The following is a 24,305-nucleotide window of genomic DNA, read 5'->3' on the forward strand; positions in this document are numbered from 1 at the left end:
GCCAGCTACATCGTTGGGGAAGGCTTGGTTCGTCGCGCCGCGACGGGCTCGGCGTGCTTCGCGAGTGCACGGTAGATGGTGGTGCGGCTAACGCCGAGCACGTCGCCGATCTGCGCGACGGTCATGTCCTGCTGTTCGTAGAGCCGGCGTGCGGTGCGCACCTGGTCCGCGGAGAGCCGAGATGGTCGGCCGCCGGTGCGGCCGCGGGCTCGAGCGGCGGCGAGGCCGGCGTTGGTGCGTTCCTTGATGAGGTCCCGTTCGAACTCCGCCAACGCGGCGAAGACGTGGAACACGAGCCGGCCGCCGGGCGAGGTGGTGTCGATGGTCTCCTGCAGGGACCGGAACCCGATGCCGCGCTCGGCGAGAGCGTGCAGCTGATCGATGAGGTGCCGGATGGACCGGCCGAGCCGGTCGAGTCGCCAGACGACGAGAGTGTCGCCGGGGCGGAGCTGGTCGAGGAGCTTGTCGAGCTCGGGCCGGTGTTGGAGCGACCCGGACATGGTGTCGACGAACACGCGGTAGCAGCCAGCGGCGTTGAGCGCGTCGATCTGCAGCGACGCGTCCTGGTCTGTGGTGGACACGCGCGCATACCCGAGAAGGTGACCCATGAAGAGAACGTAGCGAAACTCGACCAGGAGGGGTAGTGGCGGCACGTAGATTCTGGGACTGGGTTCCGCTACAAGACACGGCGCCTCGCACCCGGACTGAGCGCCGGTACGGATAGTTGTAGCGGAATCGTTCGTATTTGTTACGTCTGCCGCGCTCGCGCGGCGAGCCGGAGTGCTTGCACGGAACGGAGGTGTTGTTCCGATCGGTGGCGGCCGTTGGCGGGAGACGGATGTGGTGCTGCGATGACCGGAAGGAGTCGGGGGTGCTCGTCCAGGGTGAAGTGTCGCATGACGCCGTCGAGGGCAACGGCCCCGTACGTGACGATCGCAGTGAGAGCGGGGAGGGCCGCGAGCAGTGTGGCGAGGGCATGCCGCCCCTCGTCGATGTCCTCGAGTCGCACGCGGTCGGGCAGTTCCCATGGGACAAGGTTCCAGCGGACGTACTCGCCGCGTGCGAGTCCGGACTCGATACGGGCTGCTCGGAACGCGGCCGCGGTCGGGCCCGGGTTGTCCTCGCTGCAGATCGCTGCGTGCGCTGCGGCGATGGTCTGGGGGCCAGGCGACTGCATCAGGACCAGGACACGGCTGAATCTGCCGCCGGATCGTGGGTCGAAGCTCGGGACGAACCGTCGGCTGCCGTCGGGCGCGGTCCGCCACGTCTCCGCGAGACAGTTCAGCGATCGAACGTCAGCGAGTTCCTCGGGGGTACTCATGCCGGCTGTGGCGGTGCCAGCAGGGTGCCACGGATGACGGATCCGTGAAAGGTGCGAAGGGCAACGGTGATCCATGCGGCGACGAGGCCGGCGTAGTAGATGACGGCGAGGACGGCAACGACGGTCAGGCCTGAGTGCAGGGCGAGCCCGTTCAGGCCGGTGACGCAGGTCCCGACGGGGAACGTGAAGGACCACCAAGTCAGGCTGAACGGCAAGTGTTCGCGGGCAGTGCGGATGGTGATCGCGAGGGCGATGACGGTCCACAGCAGCGCGAAGCCGAGCATCGCGAACCCGTACACCAGCGCCACGACCAGCAGGGCATGCGCGGTACTCGCATCGACAACGGTGGGGGCGTTCGATGCGAGGAGGTTCACCGCGGTGATCGACTGTCCGACCGGCCCGAGGACGATCCACAGAGTCGGGACCATGCCGGCGGCCCCGACCTTGTGCTGCGCGAGACGGTTCCAGATCAGCGTGATCACGACCAGCGACGTGATGAGGCTGAGGCCGAAGAAGCCGTAGCAGGACCACAGCAGCGTCTCCCGCGCCTGCCCGGCGGGGGCGTACGGCAGCAGGAGCGCACCGGTGGAGGCGGACACCATCGGCGGGACGATCGGCATCAGCCAGCCGCCGAACGCGGAGTCGGGCTTGTTCTCGTGGCGGGTGAACGCCAGGTACGGCACGAGCACTGCCGTGAGCAGTCCTCCGATGGTGCCGATGGTCCACAGGACCCAGTCGATGGTGACGGCGGCGGGCAGGCCGACCCAGTCCTTGCCGAGCAGGAGTGTCCCGGCGCCGACGGTGAGGAACGCCATCGGTGGTGCGCCGTAGAAGTGCGAGATCACCGGGTTGAGCTGGTGCCCGGCTGCAGTGCTCCGGTAGCGGATCCAGTGCAGCACCGTCGCGGTCGTGAGGGCGACGAGGAGCACCGCGGCGATCGCCCACACGACCGTCGCCGCGAGGCGCAGCCCGGGGAACTGCAGCGGCAGTGACGCAGCTGCGACAGCGACGATCCCCGTGCCCATGATCGACGCGAACCAGTTCGGTGTGAGATTCGACACGATCAGGCCTGGCCGCTCCAGGTCACGGAACAACGCCGTCTGCGGCCGTTGGGGCAGCTGGCTACCGTTCGCGGGTGCAGGGTCCGTGCGGAGCGTTGTCATGGGCCAAGCCTGCGCGAATCCTGCCTCTGGCGGTACCCGGAACCTCTTGGCAGGGCACAATCAATGATTGTGGCACTACGGCGACTCACGGACCGAACCCTCGACCTCGACACACTCGACGTGCTCGCACGCGTCGCCGAGACCGGCTCCCTCTCCGCTGCCGCTGGAGCGCTCGGCGTCACGCAACAAGCAGTGTCTGCTCGGATCCGGGTCGCCGAGCGCATGGTCGGTCACTTGTTGGTGCACCGCTCGACCACGGGGTCGGTGCTGACCGAGACCGGCAGGCTCGTCGTCGGGCTGGCCGGACCGGTCCTCGACGCGTCTCGCCACCTCGAAGCAGGAGTGGCTGCGCTGCGGACTCCCACGGGTTCGCTCGTCGTCGCAGCGTCACAGACGATCGCGGAGCTGCTGCTGCCGGGCTGGCTGCTCGAATTCCGCCGCCGCGAACCCGACGTGCGGGTGCGCCTGATCGCGGGCAACTCCGCCGCGGTGACGGACCTCGTGCAGTCGGGTGGCGCGAACCTCGGGTTCACGGAGACCCCGGTGACGGCGGCAGGTGTGTCCGCGCAGGTGATCGCGGACGATGAGCTCGCGGTCGTCGTTGCGCCGGAACATCCCTGGGCTCGGTCGACCGGGATCACTGCGGAGGTCCTGGCGGCGACGGCTCTGCTCCTGCGGGAAGAAGGTTCCGGAACTCGCGCGACCCTCGCCGCATGGCTCAGGGAGGCCGGTTTGAGCATGTCGGTTCCGGCCGCGGTGCTGGAGACCACGAGCATCATCCGGGCGAACGCGCAGGCTGGAATTGCACCGGCGGTGATGAGCCTTCGCACGGTCGCCGCCGACATCAACGACGGGTCGCTGGTGCGGGTCCCGCTCGCTGGGCCGCCACTTGCCCGGCCGTTGCGGGCGATCTGGTCGGGAGAGCCTCAGCCAGCTGGTTCTGCTTTCCTGCGCGTCGCCCACGAGGTGACCGGTCGGGGTCAGCGCAGCCCGTAGGGCAGCTCCGGATTGTTCTCCGCGATCTCGGTGAGCCGGTTGTACTTGGCGACGCGTTCTCCGCGGGCGGGTGCGCCGGACTTGATCTGTCCGGTTCCGGTGCCGACGACGAGGTCCGCGATGAACGTGTCGGTGGTCTCGCCGGACCGGTGCGACACCATGCTCCGCATCCCGAGCGAGCGTGCGACGCCGATCGCGTCGAGGGTCTGGGAGACGGTGCCGATCTGGTTCGGCTTGATGAGCGCCGCGTTCGAGAGCCCGTCCTTCCCACCGTCGCGGATGCGCTGCGGATCGGTGACGTAGAGATCATCGCCGACGATCTGGAGCATGTCGCCGAGCGCGAACGACATCGCCTTCCAGCCGCCGTGGTCATCTTCGGAGAAGCCGTCTTCGATGCTCCGGATCGGATACCGGCTGATGAGGTCGCGGTAGTAGTCGACCATGCCTGCGCGGTCGAGCCGGCGGTCCACGACCCGGTAGCTACCGTCACCGAGCGCGAACTCGTTCGCCGCCGGGTCGAGTGCGATCGCGACGGTGTCCACGCCGGGCTCGTAACCGGCGGCACTGATCGCGGCGACGAGGAGGTCGAGGGCCTCCTCGGGCGCGGCGATCGACGGGGCGAAGCCGCCTTCGTCCCCGAGACCGAGACTGCCGAACCGTTCCCGAACCAGTGCCGCCAGCGCGTGGTAGACGTCCGATCCGATCCGAACCGCGTCGGTCATGGTCTCGGCGTTCACCGGGGCGATCATGAACTCCTGGAAGTCGAGCGCGTTCGCTGCGTGCGCTCCGCCGTTGAGCACGTTGAAGTGCGGGACGGGCAGGCGGGGCGTGCTGCCGGTGACGTCTGCGATCCAACGCCAGAGCGGCAGCTCCGCTGCGGCGGCGAGAGCGCGTGCCATCGCGATCGAGGTCGCGACGACACTGTTCGCGCCGAGCCGGCGGTGGTTCGGGGTGCCGTCGAGGGCAGCGAGGGCGGCGTCGGCCTGCCCGATCGAGGTCCACGACTGGCCGGTGATCATCGGTGCGACGTCCGTCGTGATGAGGTGCAGTGCCTGGCTCACGTCGCGGCCGCCGTAGCTGCTGCCGCCGTCGCGAAGCTCGACAGCCTCATGCGCGCCAGTGGATGCGCCTGCGGGGGCGTCACCGGTGACGACGGTGCCGTCCTCGAGCTCGAGACGCACCTGGATCGTCGGGTAGCCGCGGGAGTCGAGGATCCGGGAGCCGTGCAGGCTGCTGATGGTGACGGGGCGGCTGGTGTGGGTCACGTACTCGCCCTGATGGTGGGTGGTGTGGTGGACGTTGCTGATGTAGTCGTTCACGGCGGTTGTCGCCTTTCGGGTTGGTCGTGCGGGTGTGGGCCGCGGGGAGGCGGAGGGACGACCTCCTGGCGATCACTGGGCGCCAGTTGCCTCCCCACGGCGGTTCAGGGCGCGCACTGGATGGTGTCGGGTGCGCGGGTGCCGGTCAGGGGTGCGGGGTGAACCGTTCCTGTGCGGCGCGGATGATGGCTTCGGCGTCGACACGGTTCGCCCACCCGTTGGTGGTGACGTGCTTGCCGTGCTCGATCTCCTTGTAGTGGGCGAAGAAGTGCTCGATCTCCGCCAGGACCGGCTCGGCGACGTCGGAGATGTCCTGGACGTGGTCGAAGCGGACGTCTCCGGCGGGGACGGTGAGGATCTTGTCATCGCCGCCGTTCTCGTCGACCATGCGGAGCATCCCGACCGGGCGGACGTCGATGACGACGCCGGGGAACGTGGGCCGGGGCAGCAGCACGAGCGCGTCGAGGGGGTCGCCGTCATCGCCGAGAGTGTCGTCGATCGAGCCGTAGTCCTGCGGGAACACCATGCTGGTGAACACCGCCCGGTCCAGGCGGATCCGTCCGGTGGCGTGGTCGACCTCGTACTTGTTGCCGCTGCCGCGGGGGATCTCGATCGTGATGTCGAAGTGCATGAGCTGTTCGTCTCCCAGTCGGATGGTCAAGTGAGGGTGCCGAGGGTGACGCCCCCGGCGGCTGCGGCGACGGAGACGACGAGCATCCCGAGCCCGTTCACGGCAGCCGCGGTGGTGCGGCCAGTGCGTGCGAGGCGGACGGTCTCGAAGCTGGCGGTGCTGAACGTGGTGTAGCCACCCATGAGCCCTGTTCCGAGCACCGCGACGGGGGTGGCGCCGAGGTGACCGGCGGCGCCGGTGATCAAGCCCAGCAGGAACGAGCCGGTGATGTTGATCGTCAGCGTCCCGACCGGGAGCCGGAACTGCCGACCCCGGTTGATCGCACCATCCACGAAGAACCGTGCGGCCGCGCCGACACCGCCAGCGACCGCGACGCTGAGGAAGGCCAGGGCGCTCATGATGTGGCCCCGTTCGGTCGGACCAAACCCGCGATCGCGAGGCCGCTACCGGTGGCGATCGCGCCGGCGAGGACCGTCAGGAGCGCGTACCCGGTGCCGGCCAACCCGCGGCCAGCGAGGAACAACACCGCGGTGCTGGTCGCGAGGGTGCTGTAGGTGGTGAACCCGCCGAGGACACCGGTTCCCAGAAGCAGGCGCAGTGTCCGGCGGCGACCCTCGTCAGGTCCGCGATGCGCGAGGTGTTCCAGCAGCACACCCAGTAGGAGCGCGCCGGCGATGTTGATCCAGAAGATCGCCCAGGACACCTCCTGCTGAGCGGGGAACGCGGTGCTGAGTCCGTCGCGTGCGGCGGTACCGATGGCGCCGCCGAGTGCGACGACACCGAGGTACCGCCACCGCAGATGCACTGGCCGGTCGATACGTTCCGGGTCGTTGGCGTCGATGTCTGGGTCGGGCGGGAGCTGCCCATCGGGCAGGTGCGTGTCCGTTCGGGAGGTCATGTTCCACCTTCCGCAGCGACCGCTGCCGCTGCTGCTCGTGCTGCCGGATGCAGGTACTCCCCACCCCGCGGACAGAACCCACCGTCGCCGTCGAACCGGTAGATCAGGGGTTCGCCCGTGGGGAGGTTCAGGTCCGCGAGCTCACCGTCAGTTAGGCCGTCCATGCAGGCACACAGTGCCCGCAGTGAGTTGCCGTGCGCGACGACGAGCACTGTCTGCCCGTCGCGGAGTGCCGGGGTGATGCTGTGCGACAGGACGGGTTGGACCCGGCGGATGACGTCGGAGAGTGTTTCGGTTCGACGAAGTGCCGCCCACGGCAGTCCACGAAGCGCCGGCGTCCGCCGGAGCGCCAGCCACGCGCGGATCGACATGCGTGGTGGCCGTCCCGTGCGGGTCCGACGAACAGCGAAGAACTGCTCCGCCCCCAACGCCGCTTGCGCATTCTGCTTGGACATGCCGGTGAGGGCGCCGTAGTTCCGCTCGTTCAACCGCCACGTCGACTCGATCGGCGCATCACGTCCGAGGACGTCGGTGACGAGCTCCGCCGTGTGGAGCGCCCGCTCGAGCGTCGACGTGAGCACGAGGTCCGGTCGGATGCCGGCATGCAGAAGTAGCAACCCAGCCCGATTCGCTTCGGCGCTGCCCTGTTCGGTCAGCGCGACGTCTCGCAAGCCGGTGAAGGTACCGGCAGCGTTCGCAGTGCTCTGTCCGTGGCGGAGCAGAACAAGCTGGCCGGTCACGGGGTGTCCCACGGCAGTGGGGCATCGAACCCGACCGGATCAACGGGCACTACGAGCACTGAACGGTGCTGCTGATGGGTCAGCCGTACCGCGACCGACCCCGTGAAGAACTCCGCGATTCGACCCGCTCCCGTCCTGGCCCCGACGACCAGCATCGCCGCGTCGCGGTCTTCGGCCACCTGCGACAGTGCCCGGCTCGGATCCCCGACACCCGGGACGAACGTGACGTCGACGCCGTAGGTCGTTGCGGCAGCACGTACTGCCGCCTTGTCACTGTCCGACAAGCCCTGCGGTGTCGTGTCAGCGGTGTCAGGGTCGATCGGTTCCACCATCACCGACCCGTCCGAGCGCGTACCGGCATCGAAGAGCGATGCATCCACGCTGACGCACACCAGCGTCGTACCGAAGCGCCGCGCGATAGACGACGCAACCTCGATGACCCCCGGAGCGAGGCCGGGCAGGACGCCGACGACGACCGGTCCGGAACCGATTGGTGCTGTCATGACACTCCCTACCTCAGGCGCGCAGAAGCGCGACCAGCTGAGATAGGGACTGTTGTCGACAACTGTCGAGGTTGGGTCCGGCAAGCCCCACTACCGGGTCCGAAGACACCACCATTATGCACCCGAACCCCAAGTCACGCGGGCCGTCTCGCGCACCCGCGACGTCCCGACACCGAAGGAAGCGATTCCGACGACACGGAGCGAAGCTGCCCACAGCGGGACGGAGTCGCGAACTGGTTCCCATGTGGAACATCCTGCCGGGCGCGTCCGGCGCATCCACAGACGGCGTTGAGGTCGGCAGACCGCCCAGCCGGGAGGCCCGTGGCGGGCGGGATCCGCGCCTCCCGTCCGGCAGCCGGTCACGTGGCGGACGACCACCGACGAGATGTCAGGAGCGGTCGCCGGACCGCCGCAGTGCACGCAGGTCGCGGAGGAAGGCCGTGGGCGTCGTGCCCCGCTCCTCCTTGAAGAGCTGCTGGAGTCGCCGGGGCCGGAGACCGGCGGCCGCGGCGATGTCCGCGACGGTGCAGACCTCGTCGAGGTGCGTCTCGATGTAGGCGACCGCCTGACGGATCCGCCAGGACGACCGGCCGTCGGGCCGCTGCGAGGTGGCCGCACGCAGGGTCGCCGAGGGGTCCTCGCCGAACCGGGCGCGGTAGGCGGTGGCGAAGCGGCTCGGGTTCGTGAAGCGCCAGCGGCGGGCGACCTCGAGCACGCTGTTCGGCGACTCCCCGCGGAGCAGTTCGCGCCGGACCTCGTCCAGGCGCTGGTCGCGGAGGAAGCCGTTCGGCGTGACACCGAGCGTGCGGGCGAAGACCTCCTGCAGCCCGCGCTCGCTGAGTCCGGCGGCGGCGGCGATGGCCGGCACCGAGGGGCGGTCACGCGCGTGCTCCTCGACGAAGGCGATCGCATCGCGCAGTCGGCTGGCGGTCGGGACGTCGTCCCCACGGTCGCGGAGCGGGAAGGTGTCGAGCACGACCGTCGCCACGCGGCGGTTCAGCGCCGTCCGCATCGCACCGCGCACCCGGTCGTCCATCAGGGTGGGGCTGACCTCGCCGAGCAGACGACGGAGCGGCTCGCGTCGGGCGATCCGCTCGTCCTGCTGGTCGAACAGTACCGGCCCGTCGGGCATCGGATAGCCGAGCTCTCCGGCGGTCTTGCGGAGGAACGCGTCCGAGATGTGCACGCCGTTGTAGACGGTCTCCTCGGACTCGAAGCGGTACGCCTCGGACGCCGAGGCGATGTAGGGGCTGCCGGGCTCGATCACGCGGGACCGGTCCGCGAAGTGCATCTCGAGTCGACCGTGCTGCAGCCAGAACACCACGTGGTCGTCCCGGGGGCCGATCACGCCGCCCCGTCGACCACCGCGGGCGTTCATGGTGCGGAGCGTCAGGTCGTCGTCGCCGATGACGAAGTACTCGTACCGGGTGCCCTGGCTGGCGAAGGTCTCGGTGGCGGTGGTGGTGTCCCGCCGCAGGTCCTGGCCGGAGTACTCGGTGCGGAAGATCGCGGTGTAGTCCGAGCCGCCCGCGTCCGTGAACCGCTGCTTGCGGAACCCGTTGTCGTGGTGGATCGGTGGCACGCGGCCATCTTCTCATCCACAGAACGCGGAAGTCCGAGGTTCACCCGGACTGGGGTGAGGTCCGCTCAGTTGCGGATGAGGGGTGCCCAGAACGCATCCGGGCCGTCCTGCTGCACCGCGTCGCCCTCGAACCGCCAGCCGTACCCGCCCGCGAAGTCCTGCGCGGCGGTGAGCTCGTCGACCCCGTCGTCCTCCGAGCGGTCGAACAGGTGCACGCCGTGGCCGATCGCGACACCGCTGTCGCTGATGAGCGTGAGGTCCCAGCGGCCCTCTTCGGAGCGTTCGATGCGGACGACGGCGGCCTGGTCTGCGGAGAAGTCGGACATGCCGTCGAGCCTACGCACGCCGCCGTGGGGCGGTGTCGGGCGGCCGGCTGGCGCGCGTGGTCCTCCACGCACGGTCCGCGGCGTGCGGTCCTCCGTGTGGGGTCCGCCGTGCTCAGACGACGGTGAAGAAGTCCGCGTAGGTGGGTTCGGCGGGCGTGGACCCGGCCGTGCGACGGGAGACCATCGCGTCGATCTCGTCCGGGTGGCTGAGCCCGCGGCGATGCCATTCGTCGACCTGCAGCCGGAGTTCGTGGAGGGAGGGTCGGATGCGCTCGTTCACGGTGCGCTCTTCCTGCTGGTGCGCCCGACCCGAGGGGTTCGGAGGCGCATGACCAGCATCCCCCGCGGACTGCGCGGGGCCAAGCCCGGACGAGCCCCGAGTACGCCCGTTGGACACGGTGTCCGGTGCGCGCACCGGCAGGCGGTCGGGTCGGACGCGCGGCCATCGTGGACCTCCGGAGACGCCCGGCACGGAGCTGGCCGCGGCCGGCTGCGGGACGGTCAGGACCGCCCCGGCGACGGCAGCTGGCCGGGCCGACGGGAGGCCCGTCACGCGCTCCGTCGACGGCGGAGCGTCACCGACGGCGGCTCCCCGAAGGTCGCCGCGTAGGTGCCGGAGAACCGCCCGAGGTGGCCGACACCCCAGCCGACCGCGATCTGCGCCACCGTGGTGGTGTCCGGGTCGGCCGCGCTCAGTTCGGCGCGCACCCGGTGCAGGCGGACCTGCCGGAGGAAGTGCATCGGCGACGACCCGGTGTGCCGACGGAAGGACGCCTGCAACGACCGCACGGCGACCCCCGCGGCGACGCTGACGTCCGTGATCGTGATCGGCCGACGGGCGTTCGCCACCATCCACTCCTGCGCGAGCCGCATGGTCGCCGGGCCGTCGCTGAGCAGGCCGGTCGGCGGCACGGGCCGGGCGTCGAACGTGGCGGCGACCGCTTCGGCCACGGTCGTGTTGAGGACGGAGCGCCGGTCGCGGTCGGTCGTCGGGTCGAGCAGCGCCCCGGCCGCCGCGGCGATGACGGCACGGAGCTGCCGGAGGGCATCGGGGTCCGGTTGCCGGGCGAACTGCAGCGGCGCCGGCAGGTCGCCCTGTCGCGCCGCGGCGACGGACTCGAGGAACGCCCGGTCGAAGCGGATCAGGTGCTGCACGGTGGGAGCGGCGCTGAACGTGAAGTCCCGCCCCGCCGGGTACATCACCGGGACCCCGGGCAGCATGTCGACGGGCGCGGACGACCCGGTGTCGAGACGGATGCCCGGCGCGGAGGCCCAGGCCAGCACGTAGTCGTCACCGGGGTCGATCGTGCCCCAGCGCCGGGCGGCCACGGACGAGGTCCCGACCGTGACGTCGCCGTCCCCGACCGCCCGGTACCGCCACGAGAACCCCTCGGTCGCGGCGTCCCCGATGTGGATGTCCTGGCTGCCGTAGACGTGCTCGTAGAACGCGACCGCTTCGTCGACGGCGGTGCCGTGACGGTCGACGTGCTGGAGGGGTTGTTCGACGGAGTCCATGCACTCCGAGTCTCACGCAGACCACCGACAATCCGTACCCCGGATCGACCGACCGGCTGAGGCGGGCCCACGGTCCGTCCGGTTGGCTGGATGCATGGAGAGCATCTGATGAAGTACATCGTCTACGGCGAGAACCGGATCATGACCGGCGACGCGATCGCAGAGGCCACCTTGGCCTACGCGGCGGCGCTCGGTGAGAACGGCACGACCGACATCGTCGAGGTCCCGACCGCCGACGAGGACGGGACCGGGGTCAAGTCCGAGATCCTGCTCGGGCCCGCATCGCAGATCATGGTCGAGACCGCGCCGGACGACGAACTCGAACCCGAGGACGAGGAACTGGTCGCCGAACTGCAGCGCCGGACGGCAGAGGTCGGCGGCGGACGGTTCATGGACGCGGCGTCGTCGCACTCGGACGAGCCGGCCGCGAAGACCCTCCGCACCGACCCGCCAGCACCCCACCGCGACTGATCATCCCGCCCGGGTCGCCGCAGTCTCGCGGCCCGGGCCGGGATCGCGAGGCCGGACGAGAGACCCGGGAACACGGAAGAGCCCCGCACCAGTCGGTGCGGGGCTCTTCCGTGTTCCCGGCGTCGGACGCCGGTGGGGTTCGGTCAGGCGCGGGCGCCGCGACGACCGGTGATCGCACCCCAGATGAGGAGGACGATGATCGCGCCGACGATCGCGATGATCCACGACTGGATGCTGAAGAAGCCGTCGTAGCCGACGTTGAAGATGAGGCCGCCGAGCCAGCCGCCGATGAGGGCGCCGATGACACCGAGGACGAGCGTGGCGATCCAGCCGCCACCCTGGCGACCGGGGAGGATCAGCTTGGCGATGGCGCCGGCGATGAGGCCGAGGAGGATGAAGCCGAGGAAGCTCATGGGAGTGCCTTTCAGGACGGGCACCGCGAGGTGCCGTTGTGGAGCAGGTGTGCCGCCCCGAGGGGCGGCGGAGCGGTCGAGTTCGACGCTCCCGGATGGGCGGTACCGGTCAGGAACCGACCGGCTGTGCCGATCAGATGCTGTCGAGCAGACCGTCACGCGACTGCTCTGCGAACAGAGCGGTCATGTCGATGGCTTCGGTCGGGGTGTCCCCGTCCACGAAAGCGTTGTTCGCGGGCGTCGAGTGCATCTGACCGGTCCTTCCGAGGTGCTGCATGTACCGCTCCACTGTGCTCGCCGAAAAGTAGTTAGGCACACTACACAGTCGATGTTGCGCTATGCGGACAATCCCGAGGGAGGTCAGCCGACGAACCGCGTCCACAGGCCGGAGATGACGGGCCAGACGTCACCCGCCCGGTCTGCCGACCCGATCGCGACGGCGACGAGCGGGAAGACCGTGACGCCGACGGTGACGAGGAGTGCGAGCACGACGGCGGTCCACGCGGTCGCTCCGTGTCGCCGCGTCACCGCGAGGAGCAGCAGCGCCAGGACGACGACCGCGCCGACGAGGGTCACCAGCGTCACGCGGAGGAACGGGAACGGGACGAGTCCCGCCGTCGTCCCCGTGATGCCGGCGAGGAAGCCGACGAGCGGCAGGAACGCGCCGAACGCCAGCAGCAGGACGGCGACCAGTCCGATGCCGCTCGCGACCCAGACGCTGCGCGGCCTGGGCCGGGAGGCGGCCATCTGGCGGCGGATCCGCCGCTCGGCCCAGGCGCTCACGGTCGGTCCGTGGCGGTGTCGTCGGCCGTGGCGGTGTCGTCGGCCGTGGCGGTGTCGTCGGCCGTGCTGCCGCGAACGGCCTCGGCGGCGCGGCGCACGTCGTCCGCCGCGTCCTCGAGTGCGTCGGCCGCGGCCTCCGAGCCGGAGACGGTGGAGGCGTGGACAGCCGGCTCAGCGGCGTCCGACGGAGCGGCCTCGCCGGACGCGTCCTCCGCGTCGGCCCGGTGTCGCGCCTCCGCCACGCCGTCCGCGACGTCGTCGCCGACCTGCTCGGCTGCAGCGATCGCCGCCTCCTGTGCAGCGTCGGCCGCATCACCCGCACGGTCTGCGACGTCCGACGCGGTCTTCCGCGCCGACGCCACCGCGTCGGAGGTCGCCGCACCGGCAGCGTCGGCCGCGTCCGAGATCGCGTCGCGGGCGTGTCCAGCCGCGTCGCGTGCCGAGGCGGCAGCGTCCGAGGCGGTCGCCGACGCCGCGGTCAGGGCGTCCGACGCGACGGACCCTGCCGTGTCCGCCACCGATCGCGCGCCGTCCGCTGCGGACTCCGCCGCGTCGGAGACGGTGTCCGCCGCGGTCGCGGCAGCGCCTCGGACGGAGTCGACGGCCTCGTCGAGCTTCGAGGGCTCGTCGTCGAACGGGCCGTGCACGTCGAGGACCCGGACGTCGACCTCGACGTGGTCGGGCAGCTCGGCGAGCTGGTGGAGGGCGGCTCCGACCTGCGAGCGGACCTCGGCGGCGACCTCCATCACGGGGTGCGGGTAGCTGACGACGACGGCGACCGCGACGTCGAGCGTGCCGTCGGTGTCGTCGACGCGGACGCCGAGGGCGCTGCCGCTGCGACCGAGTCGGCTGCGGACCTGGTCGGCCGCCCGTTCGGCGAGCCCGCCGAGGTGGTGGACCCCGTCGACACCGAGGGCGGTGACCGCTGCGGTGCGGGCGGCGACGGTGACGGCCGCGGCGTCCTCGGGGAGCGGGTCGGTCAGGGACGCCGGCAGGTCAACGGGGGTGAGCTGCGTGTGCGCGTGCGTGTCGTGCTGCACCTGCGTGTCGGTCTGGGTGTCGTGCTGCATGGTTTCCTCCTCGGTCGAGCGTGCCGTGAGCGCACGACGGGGCACCGCGCTCGAACGCGCGCGTGCCCCGTCGTGTCTGCTGGTCGCTACTTGCGGAAGACGTCCTTGACGTCCTCGCCGGTCTGCTTCGCGCTCGCGGCGGCCTGGTCCTTCTTGCCCTCGGCGACCTTGGAGTCGTCGTTGGTCGCGTTGCCGAAGGCCTCCTTGGCCTTGCCGGCGATGTCCTGTGCAGCGTTCTTGATCTTGTCGTCGAGTCCCATGACGGGCTCCTTCCGGTCGTGCGGTCGAGGGTTCGACCGCGGTTGCGTGGTGAGGGTCGTACTGGTGGTGCTGGGTGGTGCCGCCGGCCGGGAGGCCCGTGGCACGTCCGTCAGGCGACGCGCTTGGCCTTCGAGAGGGCCGAGCGGGTGCCGCCGGTGAGGTGGACCAGGACCGGCACCTCGCGACCGAGGGTCCGGTCGAGGGTGGCGATCGCCGAGTCCACGGCGTCGAGGACCGTGACGGCGTCCCCGCCGCGGCGGACCGCGACACGGAGCCGTGCCGCACGGTGCTTGCGCACCATGTACATGTCGACCTTCGACGAGACGACGTCGTGCACGCCGGCCAGTTCGTGGTCGATGACGTCACGGACCAGGGCCACGTTCACGGTGACCTCGTCGTCGCCCTGGGCTTCACGGACGGCGACGGCGGTGCCGCCACGGCCACGTGTGAAGACCCAGACGAGCGCGAGGACGACCACGACGAGGCAGACCGCCGCGACGATCCACAGCGAGGTCGCGGGGACCTCGACGCGGTCGGGGAACGTCAGGTACGGCTTGAGTGCGTCGCGGACGGCCGGCAGGACACCGGCGCCCATGGCGAGGCCGACCACGACGGCGACGAGGCCGAGCACGAACAGGATGATCCGGTTCAGGGTGCGGTTGCTCGAGGTCATGACAGGGTGCCCTTCTCGCTGACGCGGACGGTGACGTGGCGGCCGAACCGGTCGTCCAGACGGCCGAGACGTTCGGCGACGGCGTGCTCGACGGCTGCCGAGTCCACCGGGACGCCGGACATCGGGACGACGTGCACCTCGGTGCGGGCGCCACGGGCACTCGCGGTGGTGTGCGCGTCCGGGACACCGGCGGCCAGACCGGCGGCGTTCCGGGCGGTCGAGGCGATGATCGACGAGTCGATCACCACGGCACCGCGGTCGTGCGGCACCACGGAGCGGTGCTGCCGACCGGGCTTGAGGGCCAGGACGACGAGGACCACACCGGCGATGACGAGCACCGCCGCGATGACCTCGACCAGGGTGACGAAGGTTGCGTCCGGCTTGAGTGCGGCGTCCACCGCGGTCTGCGGGTCGGCCAGCAGTGGCGCCGCACCGACCGCACGGAGGACCGACTCGGTGCCGATCCACGCCGCGACCAGCACGAGCACCGCCAACGCCACGGACACTGCCGTGGACCGGGAACGGTGCACGCTGCGGCGACGCAGCCGGCGTTCGACGGAACTGCTGCTCATGGTGTTCTCCTCCTACCGGACCCGGGTGTCGCGCTCGCGCACGATCCCGGTCAACTCGATGCGTGCCGATCCGACACGACGTCCCGTGAGGGCGCTGACACGGCTGCGGACCTCGGCCGCTGCGGTGGTCGCCGCCTGGACCAGGTCGGTGCCGGCGGCGACCGGGCCGGTGATCTCCAGGGCCAACGCCCCGCGGGCGTCGCCGAGCTCCACCCGAACCCGCTTCGCGGGCGCTCCGAGCCGCTCAGCGGCGACGGCGCGCGCGCACGAGGTCAGGGCACGGGTGGTGATCTCGACACGGCCCGGAACGGTGCCCGGGCCGCCGGTCACCGGGAGCTCCGGCGCCCGGTCAGCACGTCGGTCAGGGCGTTCCGGTCGATGCGACCGGTGACGAGGGCCGCGACGAGTGCTCCGATCGCGGCGAACACGACGACCAGGACGAAGCCCCAGAAGCCGAACTGCAGTGCGACGACTGCCAGGATGGCGCCGATCAGGGCGCCGCTCAGTGTGGTGCTCATGCGACTCGCGACTCCTTCTTGTCGTCGTCCTCGTCGTCGTCGCCCGGGATGAAGACGTCCTGGACGGTGACGTTGACCTCGGCGACCTCCATGCCGACGATCTGCTCGAGGGCGCGGGAGACCGACGAGCGGACGCCCTCGGCGACCTGCTGCAGCGGCACCGGGTACTCGGCGACGATGGTGATGTCGGCGGCGACCTGCTTCTCGCCGACCTCGACCTTGACGCCCTGGCCGTGGTCGCGCTGGCCGATGGCGTCACGGATCGCGCCGATGGCACGGGCTGCGCCGTTGCCGAGCGAGTGCACGCCGTTGACCTCGCGGGCGGCGATGCCGGCGACCTTCGAGACGACGGTGTCGTCGATGACGGTCTTGCCGGTGGCGGCGTGGGTGCCGGTGGTCTTCGACGCCGTCGCGCTGGTGGCGAGGGTGTTCGGGGTGGTCGTGGTGTCGGCCATGGTGTCTCCTTCCGAGTGACCCGCCGGGCGTTCCCAGCGGGTGCTGTTCACGGATGAGACGGGCTGGAGAGGACGTTCGTCACGGCGACGTCACGACTTCCAGCCGGATTCCAGGAACGCGTCGTTTCCGGGGCTGGACTTGTACCCCGAACCGTTCCCGGTGCCGATAGCGGCTCCGGTCGTGCGCGGACCGCGTGAACCGGACTGGCCCCGAGATCGGCGTACCGGTGCCGATCGAGGTGCGGCGGGCCTCCAGTCTGGGACGCCTCGCAGACGCCCCTCGCGCGCACGAGGGGTACAGCGGGCTGAGGGGCCAGACGGCTCGACCGGTAGGAACGAGGCATGACGGCGACCGCGTTCTGCCTCCACGCCCTCGGGTCCAGCTCCGAGGAGTTCGCCGCCCTGCGCGCCCGACTCAGCGGCACGCTCGACCTGGTCGGCATCGACCTCCCCGGCTTCGGGTCCAGCTCCGCCGTGACCGGCACGACCGTCGAGGAGATGGCCGTGCTCGTCGAGCGGGCCATCGGCACGAGCGGCGCCACCGAGTGGGCCCTCGTCGGCCACTCGATGGGCGGCAAGGTCGCCTCCGTCGTCGCCGGGCGCACCATGAGCGGTGCGAACGGACTGTTCGGGCTGCGGGCCGTCGTGCTGTTGGCCGCTTCGCCGCTCGCCCCCGAGCCGATGGACGAGGAGCGCCGCGCGTCCATGCTGGCGTGGGCCGCCGACCACGAGATCGGACCCGACGAAGCCGCCGAGTTCGTCGACGCGAACACCGCCGACCGACTGGCTCCCGAGCCGTACGCGATGGCGGTCCACGACGTGCAGCGCGCCGACCCGGGCGCCTGGACCGCGTGGTTGACCCGCGGCAGCCGCGAGGACTGGTCCGACACCGTCGCCCCGAGCCCGGTGCCGGCGCTCGTGCTCGCGGGTGCCGAGGACGGCGACCTGGGCCCGGACGCGCAACGCGAACTGAACCTGCCGCACTGGCCGCGGGGCGAGTTCGACGTCGTCCCCGGTGCCGCGCACCTGCTGCCGTGGGAGCAGCCCGACGCCGTCGCCGACCGCATCCGCTCCTTCTGGGAACGACGGGTCGACCACGGCCCCGTCGTCCCCACCGCGTCGGCACGGGTCATCGCCTCGCCGCGGGTGAGCGCCAAGAACCGCGGGGTCCTGGCCGTTCGTGCGCTGCCGGACGACCCGGCCGCCGAGCCCCGCGCACTCTCCGTCGCGCAGCTCGACACGCTCCGGGCCGTGGCCCGCGTCGTCGTCCCGCAGCCGGCCGGACGCCAGATCGACCTGGCCCTCCGTGTGGACGCGCAGCTCGCCGACGGGCTGGGCGACGGCTGGCGGGTCGACGGCCTCCCCGCCGACCCCGACGCCTACCGGGCAGCGCTCGACGCACTCGCTCCGGAGGCCGCGGTCTCCGACGAGCACCTGGCCGACGTCCTCGACGCGGTCGACGACGGCTCGCACGAACCCGCAGCCGGTCTCCTCGACGCCGGGCAGCTGCGTGCCTGGTTCGAGGACGCCGGCGTCGACCTCGTCAAGCAGTGGCTGGCACACCCGGCCACGATGGCCGCGATCGACTACGACGGCTTCGCCAACGGCGGGGACGGCGTGCGCAAACAGGGCTTCCAGCTGCTGGGAGCCGACCAACGCGAAGCATGGGAACCGGACGGAGCAACACCATGAGGCTCGAACACCAGCGTCGCTACGGCGAGGACGAGATCGTGGACGCGGTCGTCGTCGGCACCGGAGCGGGCGGCGCACCGCTGCTCGCCAGCCTGGCGCGAGCGGGCCTCCGGGTCGTCGCCCTCGAAGCCGGCCGCAACACCGAACCGGGCGACCACCTGCCCGACGAGGTCGAGGCACCGGCGGACATCAACTGGATGGAGGAGCGGATCAGCGGCGGCGGCGCCCCGACCGCCTTCGGTCCGAACAACAGCGGCACCGGAGTCGGCGGCTCGACGCTGCACTGGGGGGCGTTCACGCCCCGTCCGAGTGCCCACGACCTGCACCTGGCGACCGAGTCGGGCAAGGGACACGACTGGCCGATCGACCACGCGGAGCTCATCCGGTACATCGAGCAGGTCGAGCACGACGTGGGGGTCGCCGGCCCCGAGCACTACCCGTGGGACCCGTCCCGTCGGTACTCGATGCGCCCGCCGGGCCGGAACGCGTCGTCCGACATGATGATGCGCGGCGCTGCGGCGGTCGGCATCACCGCCACCGACGCCCCGGTCGCCCTCACCACCGAGGACCGGCACCAGGAGCACCACGGTCTCCGGCACGCCTGTGTGTCGTGCGGCTCCTGCCACCAGGGCTGCCGGAACGGCGCGAAGGTGTCGATGGACACCACGTACCTGCCAGCCGCGGTCGCCTTCGGCGCCGAGATCCGTCCCGAGGCCTTCGTGCACGGCATCGAGCTCGACGCCCGCGGCGAGGTCGAGGCGGTCGTCTACCGCCAGGACGGCCGTGACCACCGGCAGCGCACCCGGGCCCTCGTGCTCGCCGCCGGTGGCGTGGAGACCCCGCGCCTGCTCCTGCACACCGGTCTGGCCAACAGCAGTGACCAGGTCGGCCGCAACTTCACCGCGCACGGCGCCACCCAGGTCTGGGCGCGGTTCGACGAATCGATGCGCTCCTACCGCGGGTACCCGTCGTCGATCATCACCGAGGACTTCGTCCGCCCGTCCGACGCCGACTTCGCCGGCGGGTACCTCATCCAGAGCCTCGGCGTCCAGCCGCTGACCTTCGCGACCTCGCTGGTCCGTGGCGGCGGGCTGCGCGGTGCCGCCCTGGTGAAGGCGATGCGCGACTACCCGCACATGGCCGGGGTCGGCATCAACGCCGAGTGCCTGCCGTACGAGGACAACCGGCTCGTGCTCGGGGACGAGGTCGACGAGCACGGCATCCGGAAGGCCACGATCACCTTCACCCCGGGCGAGAACGAGGACGCGATCGGTCGCCACGCGGTGCGGACGATGACCGCGATCATCGAGGCGGCCGGGGGGAAGGACGTCCGGGTCCTCGAACGGACCGCGCACACCATCGGCACCGCACGGATGGGCGCGGACGCCGACAGTTCGGTCGTCGATGCGGCCGGACGATCGTGGGACGTCCCGAACCTGTGGGTCTGTGACAACTCGGTCTTCCCGAGCGCCGTCATCGCGAACCCGGCGCTGACGATCATGGCGCTGTCCCTGCGGACTGCCGACCGGATGCTCCGAGGCGACGCCGCTGCGGACCGCGCGGCGGGGCTGGTGGTCGCTGCCTGAACCGAGCAACGTCTGGTCACTCGCCCCACACTTCCGTGACGAGAACGTCAACCCCCTGAACGTCTGACGGACATCTGCGTACCGTCCCAGTCAGCGAGCTCCGCTCGGTGTGCAGTTCCTCGAACGCCGGAGGAGCGCTGACAGGGACAGCTGCGTCCCGACCGTCACGTCGACGGTCGACAGGGAGACGATCATGACCAGCACGCTCGACGTCACCGCCCGACGCGCCCAGACCACCGCGAGGTCGGCCGATTCGGTCGGACCGGTCCGGATCGAGGCCTCCGGGACCTCGAGCGACGCGGTCGTCGCGGACATCGGACGTCTCTACGACGGCCGCGAGTGGCAGGCCCGCACCACCGACCACGCGTTCGCCTACCGCTACAGCGCGGTCGGTGACCACGACGTCACGCTCCGCCGGTCCCAGATCGGCGGCCACATCCGGGGGGCCATCCCCCGCTCCCCCGACTACGTCGCGCAGTGGATCACGTCCGGAGAGGGCGTGCCTGACGTCACACAGGACCGGGTGCCGCTCCAGCTCGACGTGCCGATGCTCTTCCCGACGTGCCGGGAGTTCGTCTTCGAGTACGAGGACCACGACCAGCGGCTCGTGCACATGTCCCGTCGGCTCGTGCACGAGGTCGCGGACGAGATGTTCCACACCGGGCAGGTCACGGACCTCGGCATCGACCACCTCCGGCCCCTCGACCCGACAGCGATCACACAGTGGCGGAGCAGCCTGTCGTTGCTCTCGCGGGAGCTCCGGACCGGTGGGGTCGACACCCTCCTCTGGCACACGCTGACCCGCGGGACCGCGGCCGCGTTCCTCCGGATGTACCCGCCGACGGTGACGGCGCTGCCGCCCGCCGTGCTGCTGCCCCGACGAGCCCGGTTGCGTGCCGCCGTCGAGTACGTCCACGAGCACGTCGCCGAGCCGTTGAGCGTGTCGGACATCGCCGGTGCCGCCGGACTCAGCGTCCGGGCCACCCAGGAGGCGTTCCAGCGACACCTGGACCAGACCCCGATGACGTACCTGCTCCGCACCCGACTCGAGCGCGTCCGTCGGGACCTCATGCAGGCGGGCCCCTCCGGCACCTCGGTGCAGACGATCGCCCGACGCTGGGGGTTCGCCCACCTCGGCCGGTTCTCGGCGGCCTACCGGAACGAGTTCGGCGAGTACCCGCGGGCCACGCTCCGGAGCTGATCCGAACGCGCCGGGGCCACGTCCGCGCCGCCACCGGATCCCCTACTTGTACGCGTTCACCGGACCGGCGTCCATCGTCACCGTGCCGTCCGCGTTCACCACCGGCCGCCGCTCGGACTTCGGCGCCGAGTACAGCTCGACCTTCTCGACGTGCACCTGCTCGCCGTTGGTGATCACACCGGGCACGCACGAGTACACCTTGTCGTTGCTGTCGGCGTCACGCGCCGCGATCTCGACGACGTCGCCCGCACCGTTGTCGATCGTCATGCCGACCTTGTACCGCCGGAAGGAACCGGTGCCGTTCGACTGCGCCGAGTAGACGACCGGCACGATGCGGTCGATCTCGGGCGTCAGGGTGATCTCGACGACCTCGTCCGCCATCGTCGTCGCGCCCCGAGCACCGCGCCGCTGGTCGCCCAGGTGCACCACGGCGCCGTCGGCGGTGCGCGGGGTGAACGCACGGTCGGTCTTGGTCCCGAACTGGGACACGGTCTCGACGTGGCCGTCCCGGTAGCGCACCAGGGCGTACACGTCGTAGTCGGTGCTGTTCGGCCACGAGATCGTCACCGTGGTCTTCTGGGTCTTGCGCAGGCTGACCGTCTGACGCTTCTCGAGGCTGATGCGTCCCGACACGACGCCCAGGTCGGTCACGGGCCCGGCCGCCGCCGGCGCAGCTGCCGGTGCCGGTGCCGGTGCCGGTGCCGCCGTGCCGGCTGCGTCGTCCTGCTTGTTCTTCTTGCCGATCCCGAACATGTCGTCCCCCGTCGTCGTGGTGGTTGCCGTCGGCGTCGTCCGCCGCTGACCATCGTGCCGCGGATGCGCGCGCGCGGCCAGCATCTGGCACGGGCTGTGCAGAACCGTCCGGACGCGACCACCTGTGGAGGGTGGGTCGACGTGCCAGCTGGTGGCGAGCCTCCAGTCCGTCAGTCCCGACGGGTAGAACTGGTGTCATGACCCGACGCAGCCCCGGCCACCCCACCCCCGACGTCCCCGGCCCCGGGCAGGAGTCGGTGTGGGACTACCCGCGCCCACCCCGGGTCGAACGGACCCCCGCCCGGGTCGTCGTCCGGCTCGGCGGACAGGTGATCGCCGACACGACCGGCGCGGTGCGCGTGCTGGAGACGAGCCACCCGCCGGTGTACTACCTGCCGATCGCGGACTTCGCGCCCGACGCCCTCGTCCCGACCAGCGGGTCGAGCATGTGCGAGTTCAAGGGCAGCGCCTCGTACTTCGACGTGCACGGCGGCGACCAGGTCGTCGGTCGAGGGGCCTGGACCTACCGCACGCCGTGGCAGGGCTACGGCGAACTGCGCGACCTGGTGGCTGTGTACCCGTCGCAGATGGACTCGTGCGAGGTCGCCGGCGAACGCGTCCGCGCGCAGGAGGGCGACTTCTACGGCGGCTGGATCACCGCGGACGTCGTCGGGCCGTTCAAGGGCGAGCCCGGGACGCTCGGGTGGTGACCGAGGCTCCGCTGCCGTCCGGCACCACCCGCCGCCGGGTCGGACTCCGCCTGCAGAAACCGTGGTTCGCCTGGGGTGCGCGGCCGACCGTCAGCGTGGACGGCGTCGGCCAGCCCGCGCAGTGGGGCGCCGGCACGTGGGTGCTGCCGGACGAGGGCAGCGTCGAGTTCGCCGTGTTCTGCATCAACCGCAGCTGGCGCTTCGGTGCGGCCTCGGTCCGGGTCGACGCAGCGAGTGCTGCGGGTGCAGTGCTCGAGTACCGGGCCGGGGCGCTGCCGTTCGGCGCCGGGTCGTTGGTCCTCCGGAGCAGCTGACCCGACCCGGGCCGGGCCGGGCCGGTGTCAGGCTCGCTCGGACGGCCGTCCCGTCAGGAGCCGGGTGCGCTCGGCCAGTTGGTCGACGAACTCCTGGTGCTCGGGCTCGAGCAGGTCGTCTGCGGCGGGCTCGGCGAGGACGGCGATCCCCGGGCCGAGGAGGACCTCGACGGCGATCGGCACGCCCGCGATGTCGACGGCCGGGATCGCGACGAGGTCGCTGGTGCCGGCCCGTCCGACGGCGACCGCGTACCGCATCACGGCGGAGGCGGCGGCACTGCTGGTGAGGACGGATGTCAGTCCGTAGACGACGTACTTCATGGTGAACCGGTTCTGACCAGTTCGATGCGTACACGGCGGAGGCCGGCGGTGGTGTGCACAGGTGTGGACCCCCAGGGAGAGGCGGGGCACCCGCAACCGAGTCAGGGCAACGGTCTCGTCGGGAACGCACGCATCGGGATGGTCCGTACGTGGCTCAATGTACACCGCTGGTACCGGGTCACCGGCGGCGGGCGCCCAGCGTCCACCCGAGCGACGGTGGGGGCCGCCGGCAGCTGGTGGGACGGACGGGAGGCGCGGTGCGGGCCGGCACTGCGCCTCCTGTCCGTCTCCGGTCAGCTGCCGTCCGTCTCCAGCGCCGCGGTGAGCTTGACGATCGCGTCGGCCGCGTGCGCGAGGGTGGCGCGCTCCTCCGGCGTCAGGGCTCGCTCGGCGGCGGCCAGCACCCGGGCGGAACGGCGGAGCCGGAGGTCGTCGATCGTGGTCCGGCCAGCCTCGGTGAGCGAGACGAGGACCCCGCGTGCGTCGGCGGGGTCGGGGGTCCGCTCGACGAGCCCCTGCGCCTCGAGGTCGGCGACCGTGACGCGCATGCTCTGATGCCGCACTCGGCGGAGTCGGGCAAGCGCGGCGATGCTCTGGGCGCCGTCACGGGCCAGGAAGCCGAGTGTCTCGACCTGGCCCTCGGGTGTGGTCTCGGTGCGGCGGACGGCACGGGTGCTGTCGCCGATCGCGCGGCGCAGCGCGTTCGCGTCGTCGAGCGTGAAGTCGCGCAGGGCCATGGGCAGAAGTGTACAGTTCGGCTGTACTCTTCTGGTCATGGAACTCACCAAGCACACCCACGCCACCGTGGTCCTCCGCGACGGCGACCGCAGCGTCCTGCTCGACCCGGGTGCCTACACGTCGGCGTCCGCGGACCTCGTCGCCGCAGCCGATGCCGTGCTCGTCACCCACGACCACCCCGACCACTTCGACGCCGAGGTCCTCAGCGCAGCACTCGACGCGCAGCCCGAGCTCCGCGTCTGGGCGCCGGCCTCCGTCGTGGACGCGCTCGGTGCGCACGACGGCCGGGTCGTCGCCGTCTCCCCCGGTGACACGATCACGGCGGGCGGCTTCGCGGTCCGCGTGTTCGGGGGCGACCACGCCGTGATCCACGCCGACCTGCCGCCGATGACGAACGTCGGCTTCCTGGTGGACGGCCGCGTGTTCCACCCGGGCGACGCGTACTCGGCGCCGGGGGTACCGGTGGAGACGCTGCTCGTGCCGACCTCCGGGCCGTGGGCGAAGCTCGGCGAGCTCGTCGACTTCGTCCGCGCCGTGCGGCCGGAGCGTGCCGTGCAGATCCACGACCTGATGCTCAGCGAGGTCGGCAAGGGGTCGTTCGCGCAGTTCGCCGGGCAGCTCACCGGCATCGACCTGGTGACGGTCGCCGACGGCGAGACGATCACGGTCTGAGCACCTCGGACGTCGAACGGACCGCGGGGGCGCGCCCGGGGGGGGGGGGGCCCGGGGGCGGGGGGGGGGGGGGGGGGGGGGGGGGGGGGGGGGGGGGGGGGGGGGGGG

At 71.2% G+C, this 24,305-nt stretch carries 33 protein-coding genes; 8 read left to right on the forward strand and 25 right to left on the reverse strand.

Features of this window, described 5'->3' with window-relative positions:
• Window positions 1–5 precede the first annotated feature (5 nt).
• The 3 genes from QCD68_RS07900 to QCD68_RS07910 form a co-directional block, all read right to left on the reverse strand.
• Window positions 6–608: a recombinase family protein gene (locus QCD68_RS07900; protein WP_055960814.1), complete on the reverse strand. Its 603-nt coding sequence runs from the start codon at window positions 606–608 to the stop codon at window positions 6–8.
• A 140-nt stretch (window positions 609–748) separates the two neighbouring features.
• Entirely contained in the window at window positions 749–1,177 is a 429-nt protein-coding gene (locus tag QCD68_RS07905) for a uracil-DNA glycosylase (RefSeq protein WP_228506156.1), read from the reverse strand.
• 140 nt (window positions 1,178–1,317) lie between these two features.
• On the reverse strand, window positions 1,318–2,382 hold the full coding sequence (locus QCD68_RS07910) for a TDT family transporter (RefSeq protein ID WP_240614499.1): 1,065 nt from the start codon (window positions 2,380–2,382) through the stop codon (window positions 1,318–1,320).
• Between the two features lie 165 nt (window positions 2,383–2,547).
• Here QCD68_RS07910 and QCD68_RS07915 point away from each other — a divergent pair, with 165 nt between their 5' ends.
• Entirely contained in the window at window positions 2,548–3,480 is a 933-nt protein-coding gene (locus tag QCD68_RS07915; RefSeq protein WP_208385475.1) for a LysR family transcriptional regulator, read from the forward strand.
• On the opposite strand, the gene eno is transcribed toward QCD68_RS07915, so the two are convergent.
• From eno to QCD68_RS07965, 10 genes are all read right to left on the reverse strand, one after another.
• Window positions 3,465–4,799, reverse strand: a complete 1,335-nt coding sequence (eno, locus tag QCD68_RS07920) for a phosphopyruvate hydratase (protein WP_083393829.1) — start codon at window positions 4,797–4,799, stop codon at window positions 3,465–3,467. The genes QCD68_RS07915 and eno overlap by 16 nt on opposite strands.
• Window positions 4,800–4,944: 145 nt before the next feature.
• Window positions 4,945–5,430 (reverse strand): inorganic diphosphatase, encoded by a 486-nt coding sequence (locus QCD68_RS07925; protein ID WP_055960822.1) that lies wholly within the window; start codon window positions 5,428–5,430, stop codon window positions 4,945–4,947.
• Window positions 5,431–5,456: 26 nt separating this feature from the next.
• The gene (locus QCD68_RS07930) at window positions 5,457–5,828 is read right to left on the reverse strand and encodes a fluoride efflux transporter FluC (RefSeq protein ID WP_055960823.1); all 372 of its coding nucleotides are present in this window, start codon (window positions 5,826–5,828) and stop codon (window positions 5,457–5,459) included.
• On the reverse strand, window positions 5,825–6,235 hold the full coding sequence (locus QCD68_RS07935; protein ID WP_055962328.1) for a CrcB family protein: 411 nt from the start codon (window positions 6,233–6,235) through the stop codon (window positions 5,825–5,827). Before QCD68_RS07935 ends, QCD68_RS07930 begins: the two co-directional genes overlap by 4 nt.
• Before the next feature lie 89 nt (window positions 6,236–6,324).
• Window positions 6,325–7,080 (reverse strand): 2,3-bisphosphoglycerate-dependent phosphoglycerate mutase, encoded by a 756-nt coding sequence (locus QCD68_RS07940; protein WP_171907745.1) that lies wholly within the window; start codon window positions 7,078–7,080, stop codon window positions 6,325–6,327.
• The gene (locus tag QCD68_RS07945; protein ID WP_228506158.1) at window positions 7,065–7,655 is read right to left on the reverse strand and encodes a universal stress protein; all 591 of its coding nucleotides are present in this window, start codon (window positions 7,653–7,655) and stop codon (window positions 7,065–7,067) included. Before QCD68_RS07945 ends, QCD68_RS07940 begins: the two co-directional genes overlap by 16 nt.
• Before the next feature lie 304 nt (window positions 7,656–7,959).
• The gene (locus QCD68_RS07950; RefSeq protein ID WP_301222625.1) at window positions 7,960–9,153 is read right to left on the reverse strand and encodes a helix-turn-helix transcriptional regulator; all 1,194 of its coding nucleotides are present in this window, start codon (window positions 9,151–9,153) and stop codon (window positions 7,960–7,962) included.
• Window positions 9,154–9,218: 65 nt separating this feature from the next.
• Window positions 9,219–9,479 carry a hypothetical protein gene (locus tag QCD68_RS07955; RefSeq protein ID WP_111075808.1) on the reverse strand — a complete coding sequence of 87 codons (261 nt, stop codon included), beginning with the start codon at window positions 9,477–9,479 and terminating at the stop codon, window positions 9,219–9,221.
• Between the two features lie 112 nt (window positions 9,480–9,591).
• On the reverse strand, window positions 9,592–9,759 hold the full coding sequence (locus QCD68_RS07960) for a hypothetical protein (protein WP_301222626.1): 168 nt from the start codon (window positions 9,757–9,759) through the stop codon (window positions 9,592–9,594).
• Between the two features lie 269 nt (window positions 9,760–10,028).
• Window positions 10,029–10,994 (reverse strand): AraC family transcriptional regulator, encoded by a 966-nt coding sequence (locus QCD68_RS07965; RefSeq protein ID WP_301222627.1) that lies wholly within the window; start codon window positions 10,992–10,994, stop codon window positions 10,029–10,031.
• 108 nt (window positions 10,995–11,102) lie between these two features.
• Between QCD68_RS07965 and QCD68_RS07970 the strand changes: the two genes are divergently transcribed.
• A complete protein-coding gene (locus QCD68_RS07970) occupies window positions 11,103–11,465 on the forward strand; it encodes a hypothetical protein (protein WP_111075806.1) in 363 nt (120 codons plus the stop codon).
• A 143-nt stretch (window positions 11,466–11,608) separates the two neighbouring features.
• Here QCD68_RS07970 and QCD68_RS07975 read toward each other — a convergent pair whose 3' ends face one another.
• The 9 genes from QCD68_RS07975 to QCD68_RS08015 form a co-directional block, all read right to left on the reverse strand.
• Window positions 11,609–11,878 carry a GlsB/YeaQ/YmgE family stress response membrane protein gene (locus tag QCD68_RS07975; protein WP_111075805.1) on the reverse strand — a complete coding sequence of 90 codons (270 nt, stop codon included), beginning with the start codon at window positions 11,876–11,878 and terminating at the stop codon, window positions 11,609–11,611.
• A gap of 360 nt (window positions 11,879–12,238) precedes the next feature.
• Window positions 12,239–12,661 carry an MFS transporter permease gene (locus QCD68_RS07980; RefSeq protein WP_301222628.1) on the reverse strand — a complete coding sequence of 141 codons (423 nt, stop codon included), beginning with the start codon at window positions 12,659–12,661 and terminating at the stop codon, window positions 12,239–12,241.
• Window positions 12,658–13,731 (reverse strand): Asp23/Gls24 family envelope stress response protein, encoded by a 1,074-nt coding sequence (locus QCD68_RS07985; protein WP_301222629.1) that lies wholly within the window; start codon window positions 13,729–13,731, stop codon window positions 12,658–12,660. Before QCD68_RS07985 ends, QCD68_RS07980 begins: the two co-directional genes overlap by 4 nt.
• Before the next feature lie 86 nt (window positions 13,732–13,817).
• Entirely contained in the window at window positions 13,818–13,991 is a 174-nt protein-coding gene (locus QCD68_RS07990) for a CsbD family protein (RefSeq protein ID WP_111075803.1), read from the reverse strand.
• A 110-nt stretch (window positions 13,992–14,101) separates the two neighbouring features.
• Window positions 14,102–14,665 (reverse strand): hypothetical protein, encoded by a 564-nt coding sequence (locus QCD68_RS07995; protein WP_301222630.1) that lies wholly within the window; start codon window positions 14,663–14,665, stop codon window positions 14,102–14,104.
• Window positions 14,662–15,237 carry a DUF6286 domain-containing protein gene (locus QCD68_RS08000; RefSeq protein WP_301222631.1) on the reverse strand — a complete coding sequence of 192 codons (576 nt, stop codon included), beginning with the start codon at window positions 15,235–15,237 and terminating at the stop codon, window positions 14,662–14,664. The genes QCD68_RS07995 and QCD68_RS08000 overlap by 4 nt, the downstream gene beginning before the upstream one ends.
• A 12-nt stretch (window positions 15,238–15,249) precedes the next feature.
• Complete coding sequence (locus tag QCD68_RS08005) at window positions 15,250–15,567, reverse strand: hypothetical protein (protein ID WP_111075800.1); 318 nt, start codon at window positions 15,565–15,567, stop codon at window positions 15,250–15,252.
• A complete protein-coding gene (locus QCD68_RS08010; RefSeq protein ID WP_111075799.1) occupies window positions 15,564–15,755 on the reverse strand; it encodes a DUF2273 domain-containing protein in 192 nt (63 codons plus the stop codon). Before QCD68_RS08010 ends, QCD68_RS08005 begins: the two co-directional genes overlap by 4 nt.
• On the reverse strand, window positions 15,752–16,210 hold the full coding sequence (locus tag QCD68_RS08015) for an Asp23/Gls24 family envelope stress response protein (protein ID WP_253467481.1): 459 nt from the start codon (window positions 16,208–16,210) through the stop codon (window positions 15,752–15,754). Before QCD68_RS08015 ends, QCD68_RS08010 begins: the two co-directional genes overlap by 4 nt.
• 342 nt (window positions 16,211–16,552) lie before the next feature.
• Between QCD68_RS08015 and QCD68_RS08020 the strand changes: the two genes are divergently transcribed.
• The 3 genes from QCD68_RS08020 to QCD68_RS08030 all read left to right on the forward strand — a co-directional run bounded on the left by QCD68_RS08020 (window position 16,553) and on the right by QCD68_RS08030 (window position 20,689).
• Window positions 16,553–17,902, forward strand: a complete 1,350-nt coding sequence (locus QCD68_RS08020; protein ID WP_301222632.1) for an alpha/beta fold hydrolase — start codon at window positions 16,553–16,555, stop codon at window positions 17,900–17,902.
• Complete coding sequence (locus QCD68_RS08025; protein WP_253467476.1) at window positions 17,899–19,488, forward strand: GMC family oxidoreductase; 1,590 nt, start codon at window positions 17,899–17,901, stop codon at window positions 19,486–19,488. Before QCD68_RS08020 ends, QCD68_RS08025 begins: the two co-directional genes overlap by 4 nt.
• A 193-nt stretch (window positions 19,489–19,681) precedes the next feature.
• Window positions 19,682–20,689, forward strand: a complete 1,008-nt coding sequence (locus QCD68_RS08030; protein ID WP_301222633.1) for a helix-turn-helix transcriptional regulator — start codon at window positions 19,682–19,684, stop codon at window positions 20,687–20,689.
• A 42-nt stretch (window positions 20,690–20,731) separates the two neighbouring features.
• Here QCD68_RS08030 and QCD68_RS08035 read toward each other — a convergent pair whose 3' ends face one another.
• Window positions 20,732–21,442, reverse strand: coding sequence for a TerD family protein (locus QCD68_RS08035; RefSeq protein WP_301222634.1), 711 nt, complete (start codon window positions 21,440–21,442; stop codon window positions 20,732–20,734).
• A 197-nt stretch (window positions 21,443–21,639) separates the two neighbouring features.
• On the opposite strand from QCD68_RS08035, the gene QCD68_RS08040 reads away from it, so the two are divergent.
• The gene (locus tag QCD68_RS08040; RefSeq protein ID WP_301222635.1) at window positions 21,640–22,152 is read left to right on the forward strand and encodes a DUF427 domain-containing protein; all 513 of its coding nucleotides are present in this window, start codon (window positions 21,640–21,642) and stop codon (window positions 22,150–22,152) included.
• Complete coding sequence (locus QCD68_RS08045; RefSeq protein WP_146248215.1) at window positions 22,149–22,466, forward strand: hypothetical protein; 318 nt, start codon at window positions 22,149–22,151, stop codon at window positions 22,464–22,466. Before QCD68_RS08040 ends, QCD68_RS08045 begins: the two co-directional genes overlap by 4 nt.
• A 27-nt stretch (window positions 22,467–22,493) precedes the next feature.
• Here QCD68_RS08045 and QCD68_RS08050 read toward each other — a convergent pair whose 3' ends face one another.
• Together QCD68_RS08050 and QCD68_RS08055 are read right to left on the reverse strand one after the other, a co-directional pair.
• Window positions 22,494–22,787, reverse strand: coding sequence for a hypothetical protein (locus tag QCD68_RS08050; RefSeq protein WP_111075790.1), 294 nt, complete (start codon window positions 22,785–22,787; stop codon window positions 22,494–22,496).
• 293 nt (window positions 22,788–23,080) lie between these two features.
• Window positions 23,081–23,524: a MarR family winged helix-turn-helix transcriptional regulator gene (locus QCD68_RS08055; RefSeq protein ID WP_301222636.1), complete on the reverse strand. Its 444-nt coding sequence runs from the start codon at window positions 23,522–23,524 to the stop codon at window positions 23,081–23,083.
• A 37-nt stretch (window positions 23,525–23,561) separates the two neighbouring features.
• Between QCD68_RS08055 and QCD68_RS08060 the strand changes: the two genes are divergently transcribed.
• Entirely contained in the window at window positions 23,562–24,197 is a 636-nt protein-coding gene (locus QCD68_RS08060; protein WP_301222637.1) for an MBL fold metallo-hydrolase, read from the forward strand.
• The last annotated feature ends 108 nt before the right edge of the window (window positions 24,198–24,305 follow it).

Source organism: Curtobacterium sp. PsM8 (assembly GCF_030433875.1).
Lineage (GTDB): Bacteria > Actinomycetota > Actinomycetes > Actinomycetales > Microbacteriaceae > Curtobacterium.